The following is a 20145-nucleotide window of genomic DNA, read 5'->3' on the forward strand; positions in this document are numbered from 1 at the left end:
TCACAGTCTTGCGGACTACGAGCGTTTCTCGACAAGTGCCCGGCCGCGCCAGGCGCAACATGGCGCCATGGTTCGCAATTCTTCCGCTTCTTCCTCCGCCGTCGGCATCGCCTTCGTCTCCGTGGCCGCCGTGCTCTGGGGCACGACGGGCACGGCGCAAAGCCTGGGCGCAGGCGGGCTGTCGCCGTTCTGGGTGGGCGCCGCGCAGCTGGCGGTTTCCAGCCTGTTTCTGGGCGCGCTGCTGGCGGTTTCCCATTGGAGGCTGCGCGGGCGGGCCGGGCAGGGCGGGGCGCGCGTCCAGCCGCTGCTGCCCAACCCGGTGCACCTGGGCCTGCGCCCGGCCTGGTTCCTGCTGGCATCCATGGGAATCGGCGGCTACAGCATCTTCTTCTACGAGGGCGTGACGCTCACGGGCGTGGCCGTGGGCACGGCCGTGGCCATTGGCAGCGGCCCCATCTGGGCCGGGCTGATGCAGGCGCTGGTGCTGCGCGCGCCCCTGTCTGCCCTGTGGTGGGCCGGCACGCTGGTGAGCGTGGCGGGAGGCGCGGCCATGGTGATGGCCCGGGGCGGCGCCACGCTGTCCTGGAGCGGCCTGGCCCTGTGCCTGCTGGCGGGGCTGTCGTACGCGGGCTATGCGCTGATCAACAAGCGCCTGGTCACCCACATGTCGCCGCGCGTGGTGAATTTCTATGTCTTCACCGGGGCGGCCAGCATGGCGGTGCCGATTGCGCTGGTGCAAAGCGGCCTGCCTCAGTGGAGCCTGGCGGCAGTGATGGTGGTGGTCTACCTGGGCGTGGTGGTGTCGGGCCTGGCGCACATGCTGTTTTCCATCGGGCTGCGCAGCATCTCCGGCCCCACGGGCGTGACGCTGAGCCTGATCGAGCCCGTGGCGGCCTTCGTGCTGGCGGTGTGGGTCGTGGGCGAGCGGCAGCCGCTGCAATCGTGGCTGGGGCTGCTGGCCGTGCTGGCCGGGCTGATGCTGGTGATCGGCGCCGAGATGCGCTCGCAGCGGGCCGTGATGGCCGCGCAGATGGCGTGACTCTTTGTAGGCCGGCGCCGCTCTTCACGATGCGCTGTTCTCCGCATGTTGCAGGCATGCACGGCCGCTAGACTTGGCGGCATGCAGCAGCCATCCCATCTCTCCTCCGAATCCTGTGCCCCGTCCGCCTGGGGCTGTGCCTGCGCGCCCTGGCGCGCGCGTCGCGGTTTCTTGCTGGCCGGCAGCGCGGCGGCCCTGGGCTTGGCCACGGCGCCGGTGGCGGGCCAGGTGCAGGTGGGCGGTGCCTCGGGCCTGCGCAAGCTGGTGCCGGCCGAGACGCTGGAAGGCGCCGCCACCGACCAGTACCAGCAACTGCTGGCCAAGGCCCGCGCCCAGGGCGCACTGGCCGGCGACAGCAACCCGCAGCTGCTGCGGCTGCGCGCCATCGCCCGGCGGCTGATCCCCTACACCGCGCAATGGAATCCGCGCGCCAATGCCTGGCGCTGGGAGGTGAATCTGATCGGCAGCAAGGAGATCAATGCCTTTTGCATGCCGGGCGGCAAGATCGCCTTCTACACCGGCATCATCGACCAGCTGCAGCTGACCGACGACGAGATCGCCATGATCATGGGCCACGAAATGGCCCATGCGCTGCGCGAGCACTCGCGCGAGCAGCTGGCCAAGAACCAGGCCACCAGCATCGGCATCTCGCTGGGCGCCCAATTGCTGGGCCTGGGCGACCTGGGCAATGCGGCGGCCCGCCTGGGCGGCCAGTTGCTGTCGCTGAAATTCAGCCGGGGCGACGAGAGCGAGGCCGACCTCGTGGGCCTGGAGCTGGCCGCGCGCGCCGGCTACAACCCCCAGGCCTCGGTCTCGCTGTGGCGCAAGATGGGCCAGGCCACGGGCGACCGCGGCGGCCTGGAATTCCTGTCCACCCACCCCGCAGGCCCCGAGCGCATCCGCGAGCTGGAGCGCAACATCCCGCGCGTGGAAGGCCTCTACGAGGCCGCACGGCGCGGGTAGGCAGCCGCCTTCAGGCGGCGGCTTTTTGCTTGGGTTGATAGCCCATCACGGCTTTCACTTCAAGGTACTCCTTGAAGCCGTGCTCGCCCCATTCCCGGCCCGTGCCCGACTGCTTGTAGCCACCGAACGGCGCGCCGAAGTCCGGCCCCGCGCCGTTGAGGTGGACCATGCCGGTGCGCAGGCGCGAGGCCACGCGGCGTGCGCGCTCCAGGCTGCCGGACTGCACATAGCCCGACAGGCCGTAGGGCGTGTCGTTGGCCTGGGCGATGGCCTCCTCCTCCGTGTCGTAGGGCAGGATGACCAGCACGGGGCCGAAGATCTCCTCGCGCGCAATGGTCATGTCGTTGCGCACATCGGCAAACACCGTGGGCCGCACGAAGTAGCCGCGCGCAAGGCCCTCGGGGCGGCCCGTGCCGCCGGCCACCAGGGTGGCGCCTTCGGCGATGCCGGCTTCGATCAGGCCCTGGATCTTGCGGAACTGCGCCTCGCTGACCACGGGGCCCATGTGCATGGCGCCGGTGTCGGCCAGTGCATCGCCCACCTTCATGCCTTCGGCAGCGGCCTTGGCCGCGGCCACGGCGCGCGCATGCAGGGCGCGCGGCACGAACATGCGCGTGGGTGCGTTGCAGCTCTGGCCGGAGTTGGTGAAGCAGGCGTTCACGCCCTGGGTCACGGCCTTTTCAATGTCTGCGTCGTCCAGCACGATGTTGGCCGACTTGCCGCCCAGCTCCTGCGTCACGCGCTTGACGGTATCGGCCGAGGCCTTGGCCACGGCAATGCCCGCGCGGGTGGAGCCGGTGAAGGTCATCATGTCGATGCCGGGGTGCACGGACATGGCCTCGCCCACCGAGGGGCCGTCGCCGTTGACCAGGTTGAACACGCCGGCCGGCACGCCCGCTTCGTGCAGGATCTCGGCCACCAGGATGGCGTTCAGCGGCGCGATCTCCGAGGGCTTGAGCACCATGGTGCAGCCCGCCGCCAGGGCCGGTGCCACCTTGCACATGATCTGGTTGATGGGCCAGTTCCAGGGCGTGATCATGCCCACCACGCCCACGGGCTCATGCACGATGCCGGTGGTGCCGCGCACGCTCTCGAACTCGAATTCCTTGAGCACCTGCAGGGTCTGCTTCAGGTGCCCCGCGCCCACGGTGGCCTGGGCCGCGCGCGACAGCCACAGCGGCGCGCCCATCTCCAGCGAGATGGTCTGCGCCACCTCGTCGATGCGGCGCATGTAGACCGCCAGCACCTTGTCCAGCAGGGCCAGCCGCTCGTCGCGCGTGGTCTGCGAGAAGCCGTCGAACGCGCGGCGTGCGGCGGCCACGGCTGCATCGACATCGGCGGCCGAGCCCATGCTGATGCGGGCCGCCACCTCCTCGGTGGACGGATTGATCACATCCAGCGTGCGCGGCACGGCCGGGGGAACCCATTGGCCGTCGATATAGAACTGCAGGTGCTCTTGCGTGCTCATGAAGCTGTCTCCGTGTCTCGTTGTCATTGGGTGGAAGGGGTGTCGAAGGTGACGCGCTGGTTCACGCGGTAGTGGGGCCAGTAGTCGGCCACAGCATAGTGCTGCGTGCTGCGGTTGTCCCAGATGGCGATGCCGCCCGCGTCCCATTGATGATGCACCATGAACTCCGGCTTCTTCAGCCAGTCCAGCAGGAAGGCGAGCACGCCGCGCGCCTCGTGCCGGTCCACGCCCGTGATGTGGCGCGTGAAATCGGCATTGACGAAGATGCACTTGCGGCCTGAATCGGGGTTGGTGCGCACCACGGGATGCGTCACGGGCTTGAACTGGCGCAGCGCCTCGAACAGCGCCTCCTCGCCCTTGCGGCCCAGGTATTCCCGGAAGCCCGATTCCTCCCAGGTATGGACCGCCTGCAGGCCTTCCAGGTACTGCTGCATGCCGGGCGAGAGCCAGTCATAGGCCTTGCTGGTGCTGGTCCAGCAGGTGTTGCCGCCGGCCGGCGGCGTGGTCACGATCTGGATCACGGTGCCCAGCGGCGGCTGCTGCTTCCAGCTGATGTCGGTGTGCCAGTTGTCTATGGCGGGCGGGCGGTCCTTGTCGGAGATGATCATCTCCACGTCGGGCATGCCGCTCTTGCGCTCGAAGTACGAGCCCTTGGACAGCGGGCCGAACACCTGCGCCAGCGCCACATGCTGCTCGGCCGTGATGGCCTGGGGCCGGAAGAAGATGACCTCGAAGTCGTACAGGGCCTGTCGCAGTTCCGCCTGCACCTCGGGGGACAGGGGGCGGGTCAGGTCCACGCCCTCGATCCAGGCCGCGAAGTTGGGCATGCGCGGCACGGGGCGGATGTGGTGGTAGCGGGCGTCGATGTCGATCAGCTGCATGGGGGCGGCATTGGCCATGGGGTACTCCTTGAAGGAACGGATGGGAGGGGAGGAAGGGAGGAAGGGGGGTGGGGAGAGAGGGCTGGCGGGCTCACTGCCAGTGCAGCAGCCGCCTCTCGGCCCAGGACATGAAGCGCACCATGCCCACGCCCAGCAGGGCCAGCACCAGCAGCAGCGCCATGACGCCATTGATGTCGAAGGTGGAGCCCAGGTAGGCCAGGGTCTGGCCCAGGCCCTTTTCGCTGGCGATGATCTCGGTGCCCACCACGCCCAGCAGGGCATAGATCAATCCCAGGCGCAGGCCCGAGAAGATCACCGGGACGGCGCCGGGCAGCGTGACCTCGAAGAAGGTGGTGGCGGCGCTGGCGCCCAGGGTGCGGCACAGCGTGACGTGGTCCTGGCTGACGCCCCGCATGCCTGCCACCGTGGCCGACAGCACGATGAAGAAGGTCAGCGAGCAGCCCACGGCGATCTTGCTGCCCAGCCCCAGCCCGAACCACAGGATGAACAGGGGCGCCAGCGCGATGCGCGGCATCACGTTCAGCGCGTTGAAGTAGGGCTCCGCAAAGCGCTCGATGGCCGGCCAGCGCACGAAGGCCAGCCCGGTGGCGAAGGCGGCCACGCTGCCCAGCACGAAGGAGCAGCCCACGGCGGCCAGCGTCCAGCCCAGGTCGGACCAGAACCGGGCCGTGCCCGCATGGTTCCAGAGATAGGCGGCCACGCCGCTGGGCTGGCCGAAGAAGGTGGGGTCCAGCCAGCGGCGCGCGGCGGCCCATTCGGCCAGTCCCAGCACGAGACAGATGAACAGCGCATGCAGCGCCAGCCATTGCAGACGGTCAGCCTTCATGGTGCACCCATCCCGATTCAAGCTGCGACCACAGGGCCGCATAGAGTTCATGGAAGCGCGGCGACTTCTGCAGGTCGCGGATGGAGCGCGGGCGCGGCAGGTCTATGGGCAGGTCGGCGATGATGCGGCCCGGGCGCGAGGACATCACCACCACGCGGTCGGAGACGGCCACGGCCTCGGCCAGGTCATGGGTCACGAACAGCACGCTGTGGCGGTGCTGCTGGCACAGGCGCAGCAGCAGGTCCTGCAGCTGCAGCTTGGTCTGCGCGTCCAGGGCGCCGAAGGGCTCGTCCATCAGCAGCAGCTGCGCGTCCAGCGCAAAGGTGCGCGCCAGCGCCGTGCGCTGGCGCATGCCGTGGGACAAGGCCTTGGGCAGGGCCTGCGCATGGTCGGCCAGGCCCACCTCCTGCAGCATGCGCAGTGCGCGCTCCGTGCTGTCGGCCGTGCCGACGCCGCGCACGCGCGCGCCGAAGGCGGCGTTCTCCAGCGCCGTGCACCAGGGCAGCAGGCTGTCGCGCGCCAGCATGTAGCCCACGCGGGAACTGCCCAGGCGCGGTGCCTCGCCCAGCACGCGCAGCGTGCCGGCGCCGGTGTGGGCCACCAGGCCCGCGCAGAGGTTGAGCAGGCTGGTCTTGCCGCAGCCGCTGGGCCCGACCAGCGAGACGAATTCGCCCTCGGCCACCTGCAGCGCAATGTTGTCCAGCACCTGCGTGCGGCCGTCGAAGCTCAGGTGCAGGCCGTCGGCGGCAATGGCCTGCGGCGGCAGTTGCGATACATTGGAAGTCATGGCGCGCGCCCCCTTCACTGCGCCAGCAGGGGCGCGGTGTCGATCAGCCGGCTGATCTGCCCCGTGCGCTGCAGGTAGCGCGCGGCATGCTGCAGGGCCTTGGGGTCCACCGCAAACTGCATGGAAGGAATGGCGTTGCGCAGCGCCACTTCCAGGATCCGTTCGCCGCCGGTCGTGTTGATGCGGAAGCTGTCCTGCGCGACTTTGAGCAATGCATCGAAATGGGCCGGTTCGCGGGCATAGTCGGCCGCCTCGTTCATGGCGCGGCGCAAGCCCTCCACGGCCGGGGCGTTCTTGCGCAGGAAGTCGGCGCGCACCACCTGCAGCACGCCGGCGCCGTTGGTGTCCACCACATCGGCCGGACCCTGGCCCCTGCGCGGATCGACGACGATGCGGCAGGCCTGGCTGACCTCGCAAAAGCCGTCCATGGGCGAGAACAGCATCAGGCCATCGACCTGCCTTTGCGCAATCGCCGGAAAGGCGGTGTTGGGCGATCCCACGGCGACGATGGTGACGTCGTCCGCCTTCATGCCGGCGCCCTGCAGCAGGCTCACGAGCTGGAACTCGGCCGCGCTGCCGCGCGCCGTCACGCCGATGCGCCGGCCCTTGAAGTCCTGCATCACGGCGGGATAGCCCTGGGCGGCATGCGGGGTGGGCAGGGCCGACGAGGCCATGAGGAAGAACGTCGGCGCGCTGGCGCCGCTGCCGATCACCTTGAGGTCGGCGCCCTTGTTGACCGCCTGGAGCAGCACCTCGGGCGGCGTAAACGCCACTTCGAGGTCACCGGCCAGCAAGGTCTGCAGCGCCAGCGGTGCCTGCGGGATGGGGCGCAGTTCGCAGCGTATGCCGTGCTTCTCGCACAGTCCCCGCGCGTTGGCCACGCGCACCAGGAAATTGCCGATGCCGGGGTAGTCCTGGATACGCAGCGTGGGCGTCTGTGCCAGGGCTGCCTGGGTCGAGAGCAGGGCGAACACGAAGGCGGATACCAGGGCGAGCGTGGTGCGGATCATGGGGGCGGGCTCCATACGTGTGGGTATGGGGCCGATTACAAGGACGGTGCTATGCGCCAATTGCCGCGAAAGGGACAATGATCGGGTGAACACCAAGCTCGGTTCCCCCAACACCTCTTTGGCGCAGGCGCGCAGCGAGCGCTATCGCGTGGACCTGCTGGCCGAATTGCCGGCCGCATCGGCACGCGGGCTGCGGGCCATAGGCTCCAGGCGCCGCTACCGCGATGGACAGTTCGTGCAAAAGCGCGGCGATGCGGCCGACCATGCGCTGGTGCTGCTGTCAGGGCGCTTTCGTGTCGTGGCCTTCACCGTGGGCGGCACCGAGCGCATGACGCGCTGGCTGGAGGCCGGGGAGATCACCGGCATCAGCTCGGTGCTGGGCAATGCGCCCGTGCCCGTGGACCTGGTGGCCGATGGCGATGTCGAGGTGCTGGTCCTGCCGCGCCAGCCGCTGCTGGACTTCCTGGAGCGCGATGCGCCCGCATGCCTGGCTGTGGCGCGCCTGCTGAGCCTGCGCGTGAACGGGCTGCTGGACACGATCTTCATCAGTTCGGAGGACACGCTGCATGCCCGGGTCTGGGCCACCTTGCAGGTTCTGGCGGCAGAGAACGGCCAGCCCCTGCCCGGTGGCCGTACCCTGCTGCGCATATCGCAGGGCGATCTGTCGCATGTGGTGGGCGCCTCGCGCCAGCGCGTGAACGAGGAGCTGCGCAAGCTGCAGGCGGGCGGCAGCGTGCGTCTGGGCTATCGGTGGATCGAGGTGCTGGGCTGAGGCAGCTGCAGGCTCAGGTCCCGCCCACGTAGGGGTTGCTCTTGCGCTCGCGGCCGAAGCTGCTTTCGGGGCCGTGGCCCGGGATGAACACGGTCTGGTCGCCCATGGGCCACAGGCGCTGGACGATGCTGTCGATCAGCTGCTGGTGGTTGCCCTGGGGAAAGTCGGTGCGGCCGATGCTGCCCGCGAACAGCACGTCGCCCACGAAGGCGCGGTCGATCTGCGGCGCATGGAACACCACGTGGCCGGGCGTATGGCCGGGGCAGTGGCGCACCTGCAGCGTTTCCTGGCCGATGCTCACCGTGTCGCCATCGTGCAGCCAGCGCGTGGGCGTGAAGGGGTCCGAATGCGGGAAGCCGAACATGGCGCCCTGCTGGGGCAGGGCATCGATCCAGAACTGGTCGCCGGGATGGGGGCCGATGATGGGCAGCTGCTGTGCATCGGCCAGCTCGCGCGTGCCGCCCGCGTGGTCTATGTGGGCGTGCGTGAGCCAGATGGCCTTGAGCGCCAGGCCCAGGCGCTCTATCTCCCAGCCGATCTGCTCCAGGTCGCCGCCCGGGTCGATGACGGCGGCTTCCATGGTCTGGTCGCACCAGACCAGCGAGCAGTTCTGCTGGAAGGCGGTGACGGGGATGGTGTGGTACTGGAGCATGGGCGGCGTGGGTGCTTCTGGCGAAAGCGCCCATTATTCCCGCTCCTTCCCCTGATGGCAGCGCAGGGCCGCCTCCGCTTGCGCCGTCAGGTGGTCGGTTGGCCGCATTGCCCGCAGAACCGCGCACCGGCCGGATGGCTGGCGTTGCAGCTCCTGCAGGCCTGCGGCAGCACCGCGCCGCCGCACTGCGGGCAAAAGCGCGAGCTGGAGGCAATCGATGCATGGCAGCCGGGGCAGACCGCCGCCACGGCCGCAGGCGGGTATGCGCCGCCGGCGTGATGCCCGCCGATATGGACGCCGATATTGCCGCCGTGATGGCCGCCGTGATGGCCGCCGTGATGGCCGCCGCGCGCGTGTTGTCCGAACAGTCTTTGCAAGAGTCCCATGGTGCCTTCCTTCGCACTGCGCGGCTGCGCCGCTGCAGTCGCTCAAAGGTGCATTGGGACACGGCAGCGGTGCGCCGGGTCGTGGATGGCGATCATTTAATGTGGCTGTCATTTCGCGGCAATCCGGCGTCTTGTGACGGACAGGCGACATCCTCGCGGGCAGACCCCGTGGCTGCCGCCACGCGGCCGTGATACAAGCTAGCCGTGCCGCCAAGCCAGCCTGCCGTCATGCAGGCGCGCAAGGATTTTTTCGAGGATGGGCCGGGCCGCCGCCTGCGCAATGCAGCGCAGGGCGGGTACCGGCATCACGCGAGGGAGAACCGGTATGTTGATTGGCGTGCCTGCCGAGACCATGGCAGGAGAAACCCGGGTGGCCGCGACCCCCGAGACCGTCAAGAAGCTGCGTGCGCAAGGCCATGTGCTGCGCGTGCAGTCGGGAGCGGGAGTGGCGGCCAGCGTGCCCGATGCCTTGTTCGAGGCAGCGGGCGCCGAGATCGTCGATGCGGCAGGCGCCCTGGGCGCCGATCTTGTGCTCAAGGTGCGCATTCCTTCGGAGGGTGAGCTGCCCCTGGTCCGCAAGGGCGCAACGCTGGTCGGCATGCTGGACCCCTTCCAGCCCGCAGGCCTGCAGCGCCTGGCCGATGCGGGCATCACGGCCTATGCGCTGGAGGCGGCTCCGCGCACCACGCGTGCGCAGAGCATGGACGTGCTGTCCAGCCAGGCCAATATCGCCGGCTACAAGGCCGTGATGATTGCGGCCAACCAGTACCAGCGCTTCTTTCCCATGCTGATGACGGCGGCCGGCACGGTGAAGGCCGCGCGCGTCGTGGTGCTGGGCGTGGGCGTGGCCGGCCTGCAGGCCATTGCCACGGCCAAGCGCTTGGGCGCCGTGATCGAGGCCAGCGATGTGCGGCCCAGCGTGCGCGAGCAGGTCGAGTCGCTGGGCGCGAAGTTCATCGACGTGCCCTACGAGACGGCCGAGGAAAAGGAGGCCGCCGAAGGCGTGGGCGGCTACGCCCGCCCCATGCCGCAAAGCTGGCTGGACCGGCAAAAGGCCGAGGTCGCCAAGCGCGTGGCCCAGGCCGACGTGGTCATCACCACGGCGCTGATCCCGGGCCGGCCCGCGCCCGTGCTGGTCACGGCCGAGATGGTGCAGGCCATGAAGCCAGGCGCCGTCATCGTGGACCTGGCGGCCGAGCGCGGCGGCAACTGCCCGCTGACCCAGGCCGGCATGACCGTGGTCACGCATGGCGTGACCATCGTGGGCCTGACCAACCTGGCGGCGCTGGTGGCGGCCGATGCCTCGGCCCTGTATGCACGCAATGTGCTCGATTTTCTCAAGCTCATCATCAACAAGGATGGCGCCCTGCATGTGGACATGGAGGACGACATCGTGGCCGCGTGCCTGATGGCCCATGAAGGCCAACTCGCAGCACAGCGGAGGAAATGACATGGAAGCCGTATCCCCCACCATCATCCATCTCATCATCTTCGTGCTGGCCATCTACGTGGGCTACCACGTGGTGTGGACCGTCACGCCCGCGCTGCACACGCCGCTGATGGCGGTGACCAATGCCATCTCGGCCATCGTCATCGTCGGCGCCATGCTGGCGGCGGCGCTCACGGAAACGGGCCTGGGCAAGACCATGGGCGTGCTGGCCGTGGCGCTGGCCGCGGTCAACGTGTTCGGCGGCTTCCTGGTCACGCGGCGCATGCTGGAGATGTTCCGCAAGAAAGAGCGCAAGAGCGCTCCGGCCAAGGACGGCAAGGACGCCAAGGCGGAGGGCCAGTCATGAGCATGAACCTCGTCACATTGCTCTACCTGGTGGCCAGCGTCTGCTTCATCCAGGCGCTCAAGGGGCTGTCGCATCCCACCACGTCCATACGGGGCAACCTGTTCGGCATGGCCGGCATGGTGATCGCCGTGCTGACCACGGCGGCGCTCATCGTGCAGCTGGCCGGCGGCAATGCATTGGGCCTGGGCTGGGTGCTGCTGGGCCTGCTGGTCGGCGGCACGGCCGGTGCCGTCATGGCGCAGCGCGTGGAGATGACCAAGATGCCCGAGCTGGTGGCCTTCATGCACAGCATGATCGGCCTGGCGGCGGTGTTCATCGCCGTGGCCGCCGTGGCCGAGCCCTGGGCCTTTGCCATCACGGCCAAGGGCGGCGCCATCCCGGGCGGCAACCGCGTGGAGCTGGCGCTGGGCGCCTTCATCGGCGCCGTGACCTTCACGGGCTCGGTGATCGCCTTCGGCAAGCTCAGCGGCAAGTACAAGTTCCGCCTGTTCCAGGGCGCGCCCGTGCAGTTCAAGGGCCAGCATGCGCTCAACGCCGTGCTGGGGCTGGCTGCGGCCTTCTTCGTCTTCGGCTTCTGGCACAGCCAAAGCTGGATGGACATCGTGCTGGTCATCGCCCTGGGACTGCTGCTGGGCGTGCTGCTGATCATTCCCATCGGCGGCGCGGACATGCCGGTGGTCGTGTCCATGCTCAACAGCTACTCGGGCTGGGCGGCGGCGGGCATCGGCTTCTCGCTGAACAACAGCATGCTGATCATTGCGGGATCGCTGGTGGGCAGCTCGGGCGCCATCCTGAGCTACATCATGTGCAAGGCCATGAACCGCTCTTTCTTCAGCGTGATCCTGGGCGGCTTCGGCGGCGAGGCCACCAGCGCGGCCGCAGGCTCCCAGCAGCAGCGCAACGTGAAAAGCGGCAGCGCCGACGATGCGGCCTTCGTCCTGGGCAATGCCGAGACCGTGGTCATCGTGCCCGGCTACGGCCTGGCCGTGGCGCGTGCCCAGCACGCGGTCAAGGAGCTGGCCGACAAGCTCACCGAGCGCGGCGTGACGGTGAAGTACGCCATCCACCCGGTGGCGGGCCGCATGCCCGGCCACATGAACGTACTGCTGGCCGAGGCCGAGGTCCCCTACGACCAGGTCTTCGAGATGGAGGACATCAACAGCGAGTTCGGCCAGGCCGACGTGGCCATCATCCTGGGCGCCAACGACGTGGTGAACCCCGCCGCACACGTCAAGGGCAGCCCCATCTACGGCATGCCCATCCTGGAGGCCTACAAGGCCAAGACGGTGATCGTGAACAAGCGCTCCATGGCGGCCGGCTATGCGGGCCTGGACAACGAGCTGTTCTACATGGACAAGACCATGATGGTCTTCGGCGACGCCAAGAAGGTGGTGGAGGACATGGGCAAGGCGCTGGAGTGAGGCGTGCGCCCGGGCTGAAGTCCGAGGAGGGCAGGGCCCAAGCCCTGGCCTCCTTGAAAACGATCTTGGGTCAGCCCCCGGACCGGGTCAGCAATTCGTCCAGCGCATCGGCGATGGCTTGGCCTTCATGCTCCAGTGAGGCCACCACTTCACCCAATTGATCCAGGGCGACTGAAACCATGTCCTGGGCATGCAGGACGACCGGCACGCCTTCAATGACAAACACGGGATTCATCCTCGCACCCACGGTTGGAGTGCCGCGCGGCAGCAGAGCTCGTCTGCGAACGAACCCACCGAGATGTTGACCGCGTTCCAGTCGCTGGCGCAGGCGTCGGCAAGCCGTTGGCGCTCACGCTGTGCGCCCTCCTGCCTGGCAACGTATTCGGCCAGCAGGGATTCCATGGTGGCCGAGAGATTGTCGGTATAGGCCTTGGCCTGCGTCACCAGATCTGCATTGATCGTGAGATGGATTGGCCGCTTGGCGCTGGAGACAGCAATGGATTTCATCTCGGAACCCTCAGATAAAGATCATGCGCACAGTGTCTGTATGAGACCGCGACGAGTCAAACCGCCGCGACCCAAGGCCCTGCTTGAACGTCTCACAGCTTCATGTCGTAGCCGATGGTCACCGGCGCATGGTCCGAGAACTTCACATCCTTGTAGATGTTCTCGGTGCGGGCCAGCGCGGCGGTAGCGGGGGTGGCCAGGTGGTAGTCCAGGCGCCATCCCACGTTGTTGGCGTAGGCCTGGCCGCGGTTGCTCCACCATGTGTAGCAGGTGTCGGTGGTGTCGGGCTGGAGCAGGCGATAAACGTCCACCAGGCCGCCAGTCGGCTCAGTTTTGTTCAACAATTTTGTCATCCACTCGCGTTCCTCGGGCGTGAAACCGCTGTTTTTCTGGTTGCTGCGCCAGTTCTTGAGGTCGATCTGCTGGTGGGCGATGTTGATGTCGCCGCAGAGGATGAACTCGCGTTCGCCCTTCATGCGCATCAGGTGGGCGTGCATTTCGGCCAGGAAGCGGAACTTGGCCGTCTGGCGCAGTTCGCCGGAGCTGCCGCTGGGAAAGTAGGCGCTGATGATGGACAGCTTGCGAGATGGCGTGTCGAAGCGCGCCTCCACGTAGCGGCCTTCGGCGTCGAATTCGTGCGAGCCGAAGCCGACCACGACGTCGCTGGGCTCGTGGCGGCTGTAGACGCCCACGCCCGAGTAGCCCTTTTTCTCGGCGTAGTGGAAGTGGCCGCGCAGGCCGGCCAGCAGCTCGAAGCGTCCGGTCATGTCGGCGGCCTGGGCCTTGATTTCCTGCACGCAAATACAATCCGGCGCAGTGGCCTCGATCCAGGCTTCGACGCCCTTGGTCGAGGCCGAGCGGATGCCGTTGAGGTTGAGGCTGGTCAATTTGAACAAGGATGAATCCATGGTGGTGAGTAATCTGCAGGCCGATGACGCAGGCCGTCTGGCGCAGGAATTTGTGCAATTCGCCGTTGACGCAGGGGTGCTGCGTTTCGGCGAGTTCAAGACCAAGGCCGGGCGCATGAGCCCGTACTTCTTCAATGCCGGCCTGTTCGATGACGGCGGCAAGATGGGCCGTCTCGCCGAATTCTATGCAAAAGCCATCGCGGCCAGCGGCATCGAGTTCGACATGATCTTCGGCCCGGCCTACAAGGGCATCCCGCTGGCGGCCACCGTGGCGGTGGAGCTGGCCCGCATGGGCATCAACAAGCCCTTTGCGTACAACCGCAAGGAAGCCAAGGACCACGGCGAGGGCGGCACCCTGGTGGGCGCGCCCCTCAAGGGCCGCGTGCTGATCGTGGACGACGTGATGAGCGCCGGCACGGCCGCGCGCGAGTCCATCGCCATCATCCGCGCCGCCGGTGCCACGCCGCATGCCGTGGCCATCGCGCTGGACCGCCAGGAAATGGCCACGGAAAATGGCCAGGACGTGCCCCACAGCGCCGTGCAGTACGTGCGCAACCAGCTGGGCATGCAGGTCTGCACTATTGCAAAACTGGCAGACTTATTGCTTTATCTTGAGATTCAAGGTGGCAGCGCAGGCAGCGGCCACCATGAGCGCGTGCTGGCCTACCGCCAGCGTTATGGAGTCAACGACAAGGGGTAAGCGGTTGATGAAGCGGGCGATGCATGCACGATCCTTGCTGTGTGCCATGGGCTTGGCCACGCTGGGCTGCGCCGTGCTCGCCCAGGATGTGCCCCTGGGGCCGGGCATCTATTCATGCACCGACGCCCGTGGCCGCCGCCTGACGGCCGACCGCCCGATTGCCGAATGCGTGGACCGCGACCAGCGCGTGCTGGGCAACTCCGGCGTGGAGCTGCGCCGCGTGGGCCCCACGCTGACCGACAACGAACGCGCCGAGCTGGACGCCCAGCGCCGCCGCGACCAGGCAGAGCAGCGCCGCATGCGCGAGGAGCGCTCGCGCGACAAGGCGTTGATCACGCGCTACCCCAACCAGGCCGCCCACGATGCCGAGCGTGCCGAGGCCATCTCCCAGGTCGATCAGGTCATCTCCGTGGCGCGCCAGCGCCAGCAGGAACTGCAGACGCGGCGCACGGCCCTGAATGCCGAGATGGAGTTCTACAGGAAAGACCCCGCCAAGGCGCCGGCATCGCTGCGCCGCCAGCTCGACGAGAACACGGTCTCGCAGGAGGAGCAGCAGCGCTTCGTCCAGCAGCAGGACCAGGAAAAGCGCCGCATCCAGGAGCGCTTCGATGCCGAGCTGCAGCAGCTGCGCCAGCTGTGGGCTGCGAGCGCACGCCGCTGAGGCTGGCCCAACGCCGCGCCCGCCGCCGCGTTCTTTCTTCTTCCTGCCCCTCCTTTCCTTCCTCCTTCTCGTTGCACGCTTGCTGAGTCGAATTCGTCCTGCATGCGGCGCCCGCATGCAGGGCTAGGCTTTGCGCATCGAGTCTGCGGGCTGACATCAAGGGAGGCAGCATGACGGTGTGGCGTTGGTTGATGGCCTTGCTGCTGTGGGCAGCCGGGGCCTGGCTGTCCTGGGGCGGCGCCCAGCTCCTGCTGGCCGGCGGCAGCGGCTACTACGTGATCGCCGGCCTGCTGCTGCTGGTGGTGGGGTGGGGCGTGGCGAGCCGTTCGGCCATGGCGCTGTGGCTGTTTGCGCTGTGGCTGCTGGGCACCGCGCTGTGGGCGGTCTGGGAGATAGGGCTGGACTGGTGGCCGCTGGCGGGGCGCCTGGGGGTGCCCTGGTTGATGGGCCTGCTGCTGGTGCTGCCCTGGTCGGTGCGTGCGCTGCGCCATGAGCCCGACATGGGCCAGAACCGGGGCCTGGCACCAGCCCATGCGGCGCTGGCGCTGGTGGTGCTGGGCACGGCCATTCTCGCGGGCCTGTCCTTCGGGCGCCAGCGCGATGCCCATGAAACCCAGGGCCAGTTTGCGGGGGCGGCCGCCGCTGCGTCGGACCTGCCTGCCGACGGCCAGGTCACGGCCGTGCAGAACATGTCCATGGTGGCCTCCGAGGCCGGCGGCCTGCGCAGCCCGCCGGTGCTGCAGGGCGATGCCACCGATGCCGTGCCCGATGGCGAATGGCATGCCTACGGCCGCACCGGAGCGGGCCAGCGCTATTCGCCGCTGCGCCAGATCGGCCCGCACAACGTGCGGCTGCTGCAATTGGCCTGGGAGTTCCGCACGGGCGATGTGCGCGGCAAGCCCGGCGATCCCGAAGAAACCACGTTCGAGGTCACGCCGCTGAAGATCGGCGAGCGCCTGTTCCTGTGCACGCCCCACCAGTCGGTGATTGCGCTCGATGCCACGACGGGCAAGCAGCTGTGGCGGCGCGACCTGCCCATGCCCAAGGGGCTGGCGCTGCAGCACCTGACCTGCCGGGGCCTGTCCTACCAGTCGGCGCAGGCGGCCGCGCAGTTCGATGCGGCGGCGGGGCAGACGCATTCGGCGGTGGCGCCGGCTGCAAGGAAGGCCGGCGCACAGGCGGCACGGGCGGTACAGGCTGATCCGGCTTCCACGGTCTCCCCGGCCTCCCCGGCCCCTTCCTCCGATGATGGCCGCTGTACCGCCAAGCTGTTCATGGCCACGGCCGACGGCAAGGTGGTCGCCCTCAATCCCGCCGACGGCCAGACCTGCGGCAACGTGGCGGGCGGCCAGGGCCATATCGACCTCTGGCAGGGCATGCCCGAGCGCAAGCCGGGCTCGTACTACTCGACCTCGCCGGTGGTGGTGGCGCGCGACCGCATCATCGTGGGCGGCACGGTGCTGGACAACCATTCCACGCGCGAGCCCTCGGGCGTGATCCGCGCCTTCGACATCCGCTCGGGCGCGCTGCTGTGGGCCTGGGACCCGGGCCGGCCAGCGACCAGCACGCCGCTGCCCGAAGGGCAGACCTATGTGCCCAGCTCGCCCAACAGCTGGTCCATCTCCAGCGTGGACGAGACGCTGGGCCTCGTCTTCGTGCCCATGGGCAATGCGCCGCCCGACCAATGGGGCGGCCGGCGCAGCGCCGAGGCCGAGCAGTATTCGTCCTCGGTGGTGGCGCTGGACATCGCCACGGGCGCCGTGCGCTGGGTGTTCCAGACCGTGCACCACGATCTCTGGGACTACGACGTGCCCTCGCAGCCCAGCCTGATCGACCTGGAGATCGGCGGCCACAGCGTGCCCGCCCTGGTGCAGCCCACCAAGCAGGGCGAGCTGTTCGTGCTGGACCGGCGCACGGGCCAGCCGCTGCTGCCCGTTACCGAGGTGGCTGCGCCGCAGGGCGCGGCACGCGGCGACCGCACGGCGCCCACGCAGCCGCATTCGCAGCTGAGCTTCAATCCCCCGGCCCTGACCGAACGCGACATGTGGGGTGCCACGCCCTTCGAGCAGCTGTGGTGCCGGCTGGCTTTCCACCGGCTGCGCTACGAGGGGCGCTTCACGCCGCCCTCGGAGCAGGGCTCGCTGATCTATCCGGGCAACTTCGGCGTCTTCAACTGGGGCGGCGTGGCCGTGGACCCGCGCCGGCAGGTGGTGTTTGCCACGCCCACGCGGCTGGCCTTCGTCTCCACCCTGGTGCCGCGTGCGGACGATACCTCGCTGCTGGTGCAGGATGGCGGCCCGCCCAAGGACGGCCTGCCCGCGCTCAACGAAAACTTCGGCGCACCGTTTGCGGTGCGGCTCAAGCCCTTTGTCTCGCCGCTGGGCATTCCCTGCCAGGCGCCGCCCTGGGGCTTTGTGGCGGGTGCCGACCTGCGCACGGGCCAGATCGTCTGGCAGCGCCGCAACGGCACGCCGCGCGACCTGAGCCCGCTGCCGCTGGGCTTTCGCATGGGCGTGCCCGGCATTGGCGGCCCGGTGGTGACCGCTGGCGGCGTGGCCTTCTACTCGGGGGCACTGGACAACTATGTGCGCGCCTATGACGTGGACAGCGGCCGCCAGCTCTGGCAGGACCGCCTGCCCGCAGGCGGCCAGGCCACACCCATGACCTACCTGGGCACGGACCAGCGCCAGTACCTGGTGGTGGTGGCGGGTGGCCATGGTTCGACCGGCACCAAGGCTGGCGACAGCGTGCGTGCCTATGTGCTGCCCAAGGAGGTGGCGGCGCCCTGAGCGCTCAGCGCCGTGGGGGTCTGCGCCGGCTCATGCCGATCCGGCCCGGCCCAGCATGCGCAGAACGCGCGTGACCAGCAGCGCGGCCACCCAGGCCAGTCCGCCGATCAGCAGCGGCAGGCGCAGCAGCGCGCCTTGCTGGGCGAACAGCATCAGCGCGTCTGCCTTCCACAGCGCGGCATAGCCCGTGTACAGGCCGTAGGCCAGCCAGGCCAAGGCGCCCAGGGCGAACAGGGCCGCCATGCGCCGGGCGCTGCGGCCATCGCGCGAATCCGCGGGCAGGGCGCGCGTGCCGTGCCAGACCCAGCCGATGGAGGCGAGCACCAGCAAGGCACTGGCTGCCACGGACAGCTGCAGCCAGGTATGGGGGGAGAGTGAGGACATCAAAAGGAAACTGCGCGCCGGCAAAGTGCCGGCCGCAGCGAGTGTAGCGGCGCCGTGCCCTGCGTGGTTTCGGTGCTCAGGCCGGGTGCCAGACGGTGGCGCCGTGGCCCTGGCCGCCGCTGCCGGGGACGGAATGGATGCCCAGCACGGCTGCATGGCGCTGCAGCAGGGCGTCGAACTGCTCGATGCTTTCCGCCGTGGCCGGGGCGTCGTCGTATTCGCTGGCCACCTGGTCCGTGGTGAAGGAGCTGGCGCCGAACTTCTGGACAATGTTGCGCAGCTTGTCGAGGTTGGGGCTGGAGGATGGTGTCATGGCAACTCCTTGGGGTCATGGACGCCTGCTGCGCCGCAGGCCTGTGGGCCAGTGTAGCCCCGGGGCCTGGAGCGGCCATCCGGGGCATCCCCGCAAAGCGGCGTAGGACTTGGAACCCGCCGTCAGCCGCCCGTGGCCACGGGGCCGGCGCTCAGCACTTCAGCCAGCGGCTTGCGCGGCGTGGGCACCTCGCGCTCGCGCAGATCGTCGGGCAGGGCGGCTGCATCGCCGCGCCAGCCCACGGCGATCACCACCTCGGGCTCCAGGTGCTCGGGCAGGCGCAGCACCTCGCGTGCGGCCTCGGCCGAGAAGCCGCCCATGGCGTGCGTGGCCAGGCCCATGGCATGGGCCTCCAGCGCCAGGTAGCCCCAGGCGCAGCCCGCGTCGAAGCTGTGCTTGCCGGGCGAGGCCTGGCGGTCGGACATCAGCACGATCAGCGCGCCCGCCTCCAGGCACCAGCGGCGGTTGAACTCGTTGGGAATGGTGCTGAAGGCCTGCCAGTTCGCATCGCCGCGCAGCGCATAGGCAAAGTGCCAGGGCTGCTTGTTGCTGGCCGAAGGGGCCCAGCGCGCGGCGTCGGCCAACTGCTCGACCTGGGCCTGGCTCAGTGCCTCGGGCCTGAAGGCGCGCGGCGACATGCGGCCCAGGAATTGCGGATGGATGGGGGTGGTGGTGTTGCGTGTCATGCGGATAGGCGGCAAGCAGAAAGGAAAGCGGCAACGATAGCGCAAGGCCTCAGGGCTGGCGCGGTGCCTGGCCATGCTGCTGGCTGATCACGCGCAGGTGGCGCTCCATGCGGATGAAGACCAGCACCATCACCACCAGCACGAGGAATGACATCAGCATGCTCCAGAAGGCCGTCTCCACGGCGCCGAAGCGTTCCTTCCAGGAGCTGCTGCCGTGGCTGTCCTCGCCGCGCAGCGCGCGCGCCGCATTGTCCAGGGACAGCGTGTAGTTCAGCAGCACCGTGGACAGGATCTGCTGGGCCGTCTGCGCCTGCAGCCGCGGCTCCAGCGCGGCATTGCCGAAGACCTGCTCCAGCGCGGCGGGCAGGCCCTGCACATAGGCCGCATAGGCGCCCTTGCCGTGTTCCAGCTCGGCGGCCTGGGCACGCTCGTGGATGGCGGCGGCGGTATCCACGGGATCGACCATCCAGCTGTCTTCCTCGTCGGCGGAGGCGGCTGCGGCAGCCGCTGCGTCGGCAGCCGCTGCATCGGCCGCCGCATCCACGGCCCCGGCATCGCCTTCGCGCTGGCCGCGCTCCTGGATGCGGCGCTGCACATCGGCCTCGGACGGCAGGGCGTCGCCTTGCAGCAGCGGGTGCAGCGGTGCCAGGCCCCGGGCCTGGTGGTCCCGCTCGATGCGCTCGCGCCGCGCAGGATCCTTGTTCACGAAGGCGCGCACCAGGGCGTCGGCCTTCTGGAAGGCGGGGCGCAGCGCCGGATCGGCCAGGCGCTTTTCCATGGCGGGTTCGCCGCCGCCCGCGCCCAGGTCGCGGCTGGTTTCGTCCACGACGAACTGCAGGTCGGGCCTGGCGTCCTTCCAGTTCAATTCCTGGGCCACGGCCTGGGGCGTCTCGGCCTTGCCGGGCCTGAAGCTCTCCCAGGTCCACAGTGCCATGCCCACCAGCACGAGCAGGGAGAACACCAGCAGCACCACGCGCACCACCTGCACCAGCAGGTCCTCGATCCTGCGCAGCATGTTTGTAATCATCGGATTCCTCGGTTGGTTCGTAAAACAAGGGCGCGTCCGGCCCGCCTGCAGGCCTGTTCTGTTGCTATTGATTTGAAAGCACCGGACGCAGACGCGCGAATTCTAGGAAGGCTGCCGCGCACGCGCGCACCGGTTCTCAATGTTTTAC

At 68.7% G+C, this 20145-nt stretch carries 24 protein-coding genes; 10 read left to right on the forward strand and 14 right to left on the reverse strand.

What is annotated here, in order from left to right; all coding sequences use genetic code 11:
- The first annotated feature begins 67 nt into the window (after positions 1-67).
- The gene (locus tag ACN20X_RS01675; protein WP_473210230.1) at positions 68-1039 is read left to right on the forward strand and encodes a DMT family transporter; all 972 of its coding nucleotides are present in this window, start codon (positions 68-70) and stop codon (positions 1037-1039) included.
- Positions 1040-1120: 81 nt separating this feature from the next.
- A complete protein-coding gene (locus ACN20X_RS01680; protein WP_422388082.1) occupies positions 1121-2002 on the forward strand; it encodes a M48 family metallopeptidase in 882 nt (293 codons plus the stop codon).
- A gap of 10 nt (positions 2003-2012) precedes the next feature.
- Here the strand turns inward: ACN20X_RS01680 and ACN20X_RS01685 are convergent, their stop codons facing one another.
- The 5 genes from ACN20X_RS01685 to ACN20X_RS01705 all read right to left on the reverse strand — a co-directional run bounded on the left by ACN20X_RS01685 (position 2013) and on the right by ACN20X_RS01705 (position 6995).
- Positions 2013-3470 (reverse strand): aldehyde dehydrogenase family protein, encoded by a 1458-nt coding sequence (locus ACN20X_RS01685; protein ID WP_046988067.1) that lies wholly within the window; start codon positions 3468-3470, stop codon positions 2013-2015.
- Positions 3471-3493: 23 nt separating this feature from the next.
- A complete protein-coding gene (locus tag ACN20X_RS01690) occupies positions 3494-4369 on the reverse strand; it encodes a TauD/TfdA dioxygenase family protein (RefSeq protein ID WP_016448570.1) in 876 nt (291 codons plus the stop codon).
- A gap of 73 nt (positions 4370-4442) precedes the next feature.
- Complete coding sequence (locus tag ACN20X_RS01695; protein ID WP_034365684.1) at positions 4443-5198, reverse strand: ABC transporter permease; 756 nt, start codon at positions 5196-5198, stop codon at positions 4443-4445.
- Complete coding sequence (locus tag ACN20X_RS01700; RefSeq protein ID WP_338499456.1) at positions 5188-5985, reverse strand: ABC transporter ATP-binding protein; 798 nt, start codon at positions 5983-5985, stop codon at positions 5188-5190. Before ACN20X_RS01700 ends, ACN20X_RS01695 begins: the two co-directional genes overlap by 11 nt.
- A gap of 14 nt (positions 5986-5999) precedes the next feature.
- The gene (locus ACN20X_RS01705; RefSeq protein ID WP_338499458.1) at positions 6000-6995 is read right to left on the reverse strand and encodes an ABC transporter substrate-binding protein; all 996 of its coding nucleotides are present in this window, start codon (positions 6993-6995) and stop codon (positions 6000-6002) included.
- A gap of 85 nt (positions 6996-7080) precedes the next feature.
- On the opposite strand from ACN20X_RS01705, the gene ACN20X_RS01710 reads away from it, so the two are divergent.
- Positions 7081-7767, forward strand: a complete 687-nt coding sequence (locus ACN20X_RS01710) for a Crp/Fnr family transcriptional regulator (protein WP_013800207.1) — start codon at positions 7081-7083, stop codon at positions 7765-7767.
- A gap of 13 nt (positions 7768-7780) precedes the next feature.
- Here the strand turns inward: ACN20X_RS01710 and ACN20X_RS01715 are convergent, their stop codons facing one another.
- Positions 7781-8419, reverse strand: a complete 639-nt coding sequence (locus ACN20X_RS01715; protein ID WP_012202273.1) for an MBL fold metallo-hydrolase — start codon at positions 8417-8419, stop codon at positions 7781-7783.
- 86 nt (positions 8420-8505) lie between these two features.
- Complete coding sequence (locus ACN20X_RS01720) at positions 8506-8805, reverse strand: zinc ribbon domain-containing protein (protein WP_473210231.1); 300 nt, start codon at positions 8803-8805, stop codon at positions 8506-8508.
- On the opposite strand from ACN20X_RS01720, the gene ACN20X_RS01725 reads away from it, so the two are divergent.
- The 4 genes from ACN20X_RS01725 to ACN20X_RS01740 all read left to right on the forward strand — a co-directional run bounded on the left by ACN20X_RS01725 (position 8710) and on the right by ACN20X_RS01740 (position 12022).
- Complete coding sequence (locus tag ACN20X_RS01725) at positions 8710-8997, forward strand: hypothetical protein (protein ID WP_473210232.1); 288 nt, start codon at positions 8710-8712, stop codon at positions 8995-8997. The two genes, ACN20X_RS01720 and ACN20X_RS01725, sit on opposite strands and share 96 nt — an antisense overlap.
- A gap of 133 nt (positions 8998-9130) precedes the next feature.
- The gene (locus ACN20X_RS01730; protein WP_473210233.1) at positions 9131-10255 is read left to right on the forward strand and encodes a Re/Si-specific NAD(P)(+) transhydrogenase subunit alpha; all 1125 of its coding nucleotides are present in this window, start codon (positions 9131-9133) and stop codon (positions 10253-10255) included.
- A gap of 1 nt (position 10256) precedes the next feature.
- The gene (locus tag ACN20X_RS01735; protein ID WP_012202276.1) at positions 10257-10601 is read left to right on the forward strand and encodes an NAD(P) transhydrogenase subunit alpha part 2; all 345 of its coding nucleotides are present in this window, start codon (positions 10257-10259) and stop codon (positions 10599-10601) included.
- The gene (locus ACN20X_RS01740) at positions 10598-12022 is read left to right on the forward strand and encodes an NAD(P)(+) transhydrogenase (Re/Si-specific) subunit beta (RefSeq protein WP_012202277.1); all 1425 of its coding nucleotides are present in this window, start codon (positions 10598-10600) and stop codon (positions 12020-12022) included. Before ACN20X_RS01735 ends, ACN20X_RS01740 begins: the two co-directional genes overlap by 4 nt.
- A gap of 70 nt (positions 12023-12092) precedes the next feature.
- Here the strand turns inward: ACN20X_RS01740 and ACN20X_RS01745 are convergent, their stop codons facing one another.
- From ACN20X_RS01745 to ACN20X_RS01755, 3 genes are all read right to left on the reverse strand, one after another.
- Positions 12093-12257 carry a CcdB family protein gene (locus ACN20X_RS01745; RefSeq protein WP_016453600.1) on the reverse strand — a complete coding sequence of 55 codons (165 nt, stop codon included), beginning with the start codon at positions 12255-12257 and terminating at the stop codon, positions 12093-12095.
- Positions 12254-12529, reverse strand: a complete 276-nt coding sequence (locus ACN20X_RS01750; RefSeq protein WP_016453599.1) for a type II toxin-antitoxin system CcdA family antitoxin — start codon at positions 12527-12529, stop codon at positions 12254-12256. Before ACN20X_RS01750 ends, ACN20X_RS01745 begins: the two co-directional genes overlap by 4 nt.
- A 92-nt stretch (positions 12530-12621) precedes the next feature.
- A complete protein-coding gene (locus ACN20X_RS01755; protein WP_016448562.1) occupies positions 12622-13425 on the reverse strand; it encodes an exodeoxyribonuclease III in 804 nt (267 codons plus the stop codon).
- A 10-nt stretch (positions 13426-13435) separates the two neighbouring features.
- On the opposite strand from ACN20X_RS01755, the gene pyrE reads away from it, so the two are divergent.
- From pyrE to ACN20X_RS01770, 3 genes are all read left to right on the forward strand, one after another.
- Positions 13436-14137, forward strand: a complete 702-nt coding sequence (gene pyrE, locus ACN20X_RS01760) for an orotate phosphoribosyltransferase (RefSeq protein ID WP_016453598.1) — start codon at positions 13436-13438, stop codon at positions 14135-14137.
- A gap of 46 nt (positions 14138-14183) precedes the next feature.
- The gene (locus ACN20X_RS01765; RefSeq protein WP_473210798.1) at positions 14184-14798 is read left to right on the forward strand and encodes a DUF4124 domain-containing protein; all 615 of its coding nucleotides are present in this window, start codon (positions 14184-14186) and stop codon (positions 14796-14798) included.
- A 170-nt stretch (positions 14799-14968) separates the two neighbouring features.
- Positions 14969-17587 (forward strand): membrane-bound PQQ-dependent dehydrogenase, glucose/quinate/shikimate family, encoded by a 2619-nt coding sequence (locus tag ACN20X_RS01770; RefSeq protein WP_310044821.1) that lies wholly within the window; start codon positions 14969-14971, stop codon positions 17585-17587.
- A gap of 30 nt (positions 17588-17617) precedes the next feature.
- Here ACN20X_RS01770 and ACN20X_RS01775 read toward each other — a convergent pair whose 3' ends face one another.
- The 4 genes from ACN20X_RS01775 to ACN20X_RS01790 form a co-directional block, all read right to left on the reverse strand.
- Entirely contained in the window at positions 17618-17971 is a 354-nt protein-coding gene (locus ACN20X_RS01775) for a hypothetical protein (protein ID WP_016448558.1), read from the reverse strand.
- A 76-nt stretch (positions 17972-18047) separates the two neighbouring features.
- Positions 18048-18284, reverse strand: coding sequence for a hypothetical protein (locus tag ACN20X_RS01780; protein ID WP_473210234.1), 237 nt, complete (start codon positions 18282-18284; stop codon positions 18048-18050).
- Between the two features lie 122 nt (positions 18285-18406).
- Entirely contained in the window at positions 18407-18970 is a 564-nt protein-coding gene (locus ACN20X_RS01785) for a nitroreductase family protein (protein WP_043791108.1), read from the reverse strand.
- A gap of 49 nt (positions 18971-19019) precedes the next feature.
- A complete protein-coding gene (locus tag ACN20X_RS01790) occupies positions 19020-19997 on the reverse strand; it encodes a hypothetical protein (RefSeq protein ID WP_473210235.1) in 978 nt (325 codons plus the stop codon).
- Positions 19998-20145 lie beyond the last annotated feature (148 nt).

This window comes from Delftia sp. PX-1 (assembly GCF_055797465.1).

Bases quoted from the DNA above. Each gene is read 5' to 3' on its own strand.
- ACN20X_RS01700 (WP_338499456.1), bottom strand. From the start codon at position 5,985: ATGACTTCCAATGTATCGCAACTGCCGCCGCAGGCCATTGCCGCCGAC.
- ACN20X_RS01750 (WP_016453599.1), bottom strand. From the start codon at position 12,529: ATGAAATCCATTGCTGTCTCCAGCGCCAAGCGGCCAATCCATCTCACG.
- ACN20X_RS01780 (WP_473210234.1), bottom strand. From the start codon at position 18,284: ATGACACCATCCTCCAGCCCCAACCTCGACAAGCTGCGCAACATTGTC.
- pyrE (WP_016453598.1), top strand. From the start codon at position 13,436: ATGGTGGTGAGTAATCTGCAGGCCGATGACGCAGGCCGTCTGGCGCAG.
- ACN20X_RS01770 (WP_310044821.1), top strand. From the start codon at position 14,969: ATGACGGTGTGGCGTTGGTTGATGGCCTTGCTGCTGTGGGCAGCCGGG.
- ACN20X_RS01685 (WP_046988067.1), bottom strand. From the start codon at position 3,470: ATGAGCACGCAAGAGCACCTGCAGTTCTATATCGACGGCCAATGGGTT.
- ACN20X_RS01675 (WP_473210230.1), top strand. From the start codon at position 68: ATGGTTCGCAATTCTTCCGCTTCTTCCTCCGCCGTCGGCATCGCCTTC.
- ACN20X_RS01735 (WP_012202276.1), top strand. From the start codon at position 10,257: ATGGAAGCCGTATCCCCCACCATCATCCATCTCATCATCTTCGTGCTG.
- ACN20X_RS01775 (WP_016448558.1), bottom strand. From the start codon at position 17,971: ATGTCCTCACTCTCCCCCCATACCTGGCTGCAGCTGTCCGTGGCAGCC.
- ACN20X_RS01705 (WP_338499458.1), bottom strand. From the start codon at position 6,995: ATGATCCGCACCACGCTCGCCCTGGTATCCGCCTTCGTGTTCGCCCTG.
- ACN20X_RS01725 (WP_473210232.1), top strand. From the start codon at position 8,710: ATGGACGCCGATATTGCCGCCGTGATGGCCGCCGTGATGGCCGCCGTG.
- ACN20X_RS01680 (WP_422388082.1), top strand. From the start codon at position 1,121: ATGCAGCAGCCATCCCATCTCTCCTCCGAATCCTGTGCCCCGTCCGCC.
- ACN20X_RS01790 (WP_473210235.1), bottom strand. From the start codon at position 19,997: ATGATTACAAACATGCTGCGCAGGATCGAGGACCTGCTGGTGCAGGTG.
- ACN20X_RS01740 (WP_012202277.1), top strand. From the start codon at position 10,598: ATGAGCATGAACCTCGTCACATTGCTCTACCTGGTGGCCAGCGTCTGC.
- ACN20X_RS01695 (WP_034365684.1), bottom strand. From the start codon at position 5,198: ATGAAGGCTGACCGTCTGCAATGGCTGGCGCTGCATGCGCTGTTCATC.
- ACN20X_RS01785 (WP_043791108.1), bottom strand. From the start codon at position 18,970: ATGACACGCAACACCACCACCCCCATCCATCCGCAATTCCTGGGCCGC.
- ACN20X_RS01715 (WP_012202273.1), bottom strand. From the start codon at position 8,419: ATGCTCCAGTACCACACCATCCCCGTCACCGCCTTCCAGCAGAACTGC.
- ACN20X_RS01730 (WP_473210233.1), top strand. From the start codon at position 9,131: ATGTTGATTGGCGTGCCTGCCGAGACCATGGCAGGAGAAACCCGGGTG.
- ACN20X_RS01690 (WP_016448570.1), bottom strand. From the start codon at position 4,369: ATGGCCAATGCCGCCCCCATGCAGCTGATCGACATCGACGCCCGCTAC.
- ACN20X_RS01745 (WP_016453600.1), bottom strand. From the start codon at position 12,257: ATGAATCCCGTGTTTGTCATTGAAGGCGTGCCGGTCGTCCTGCATGCC.
- ACN20X_RS01765 (WP_473210798.1), top strand. From the start codon at position 14,184: ATGGGCTTGGCCACGCTGGGCTGCGCCGTGCTCGCCCAGGATGTGCCC.
- ACN20X_RS01720 (WP_473210231.1), bottom strand. From the start codon at position 8,805: ATGGGACTCTTGCAAAGACTGTTCGGACAACACGCGCGCGGCGGCCAT.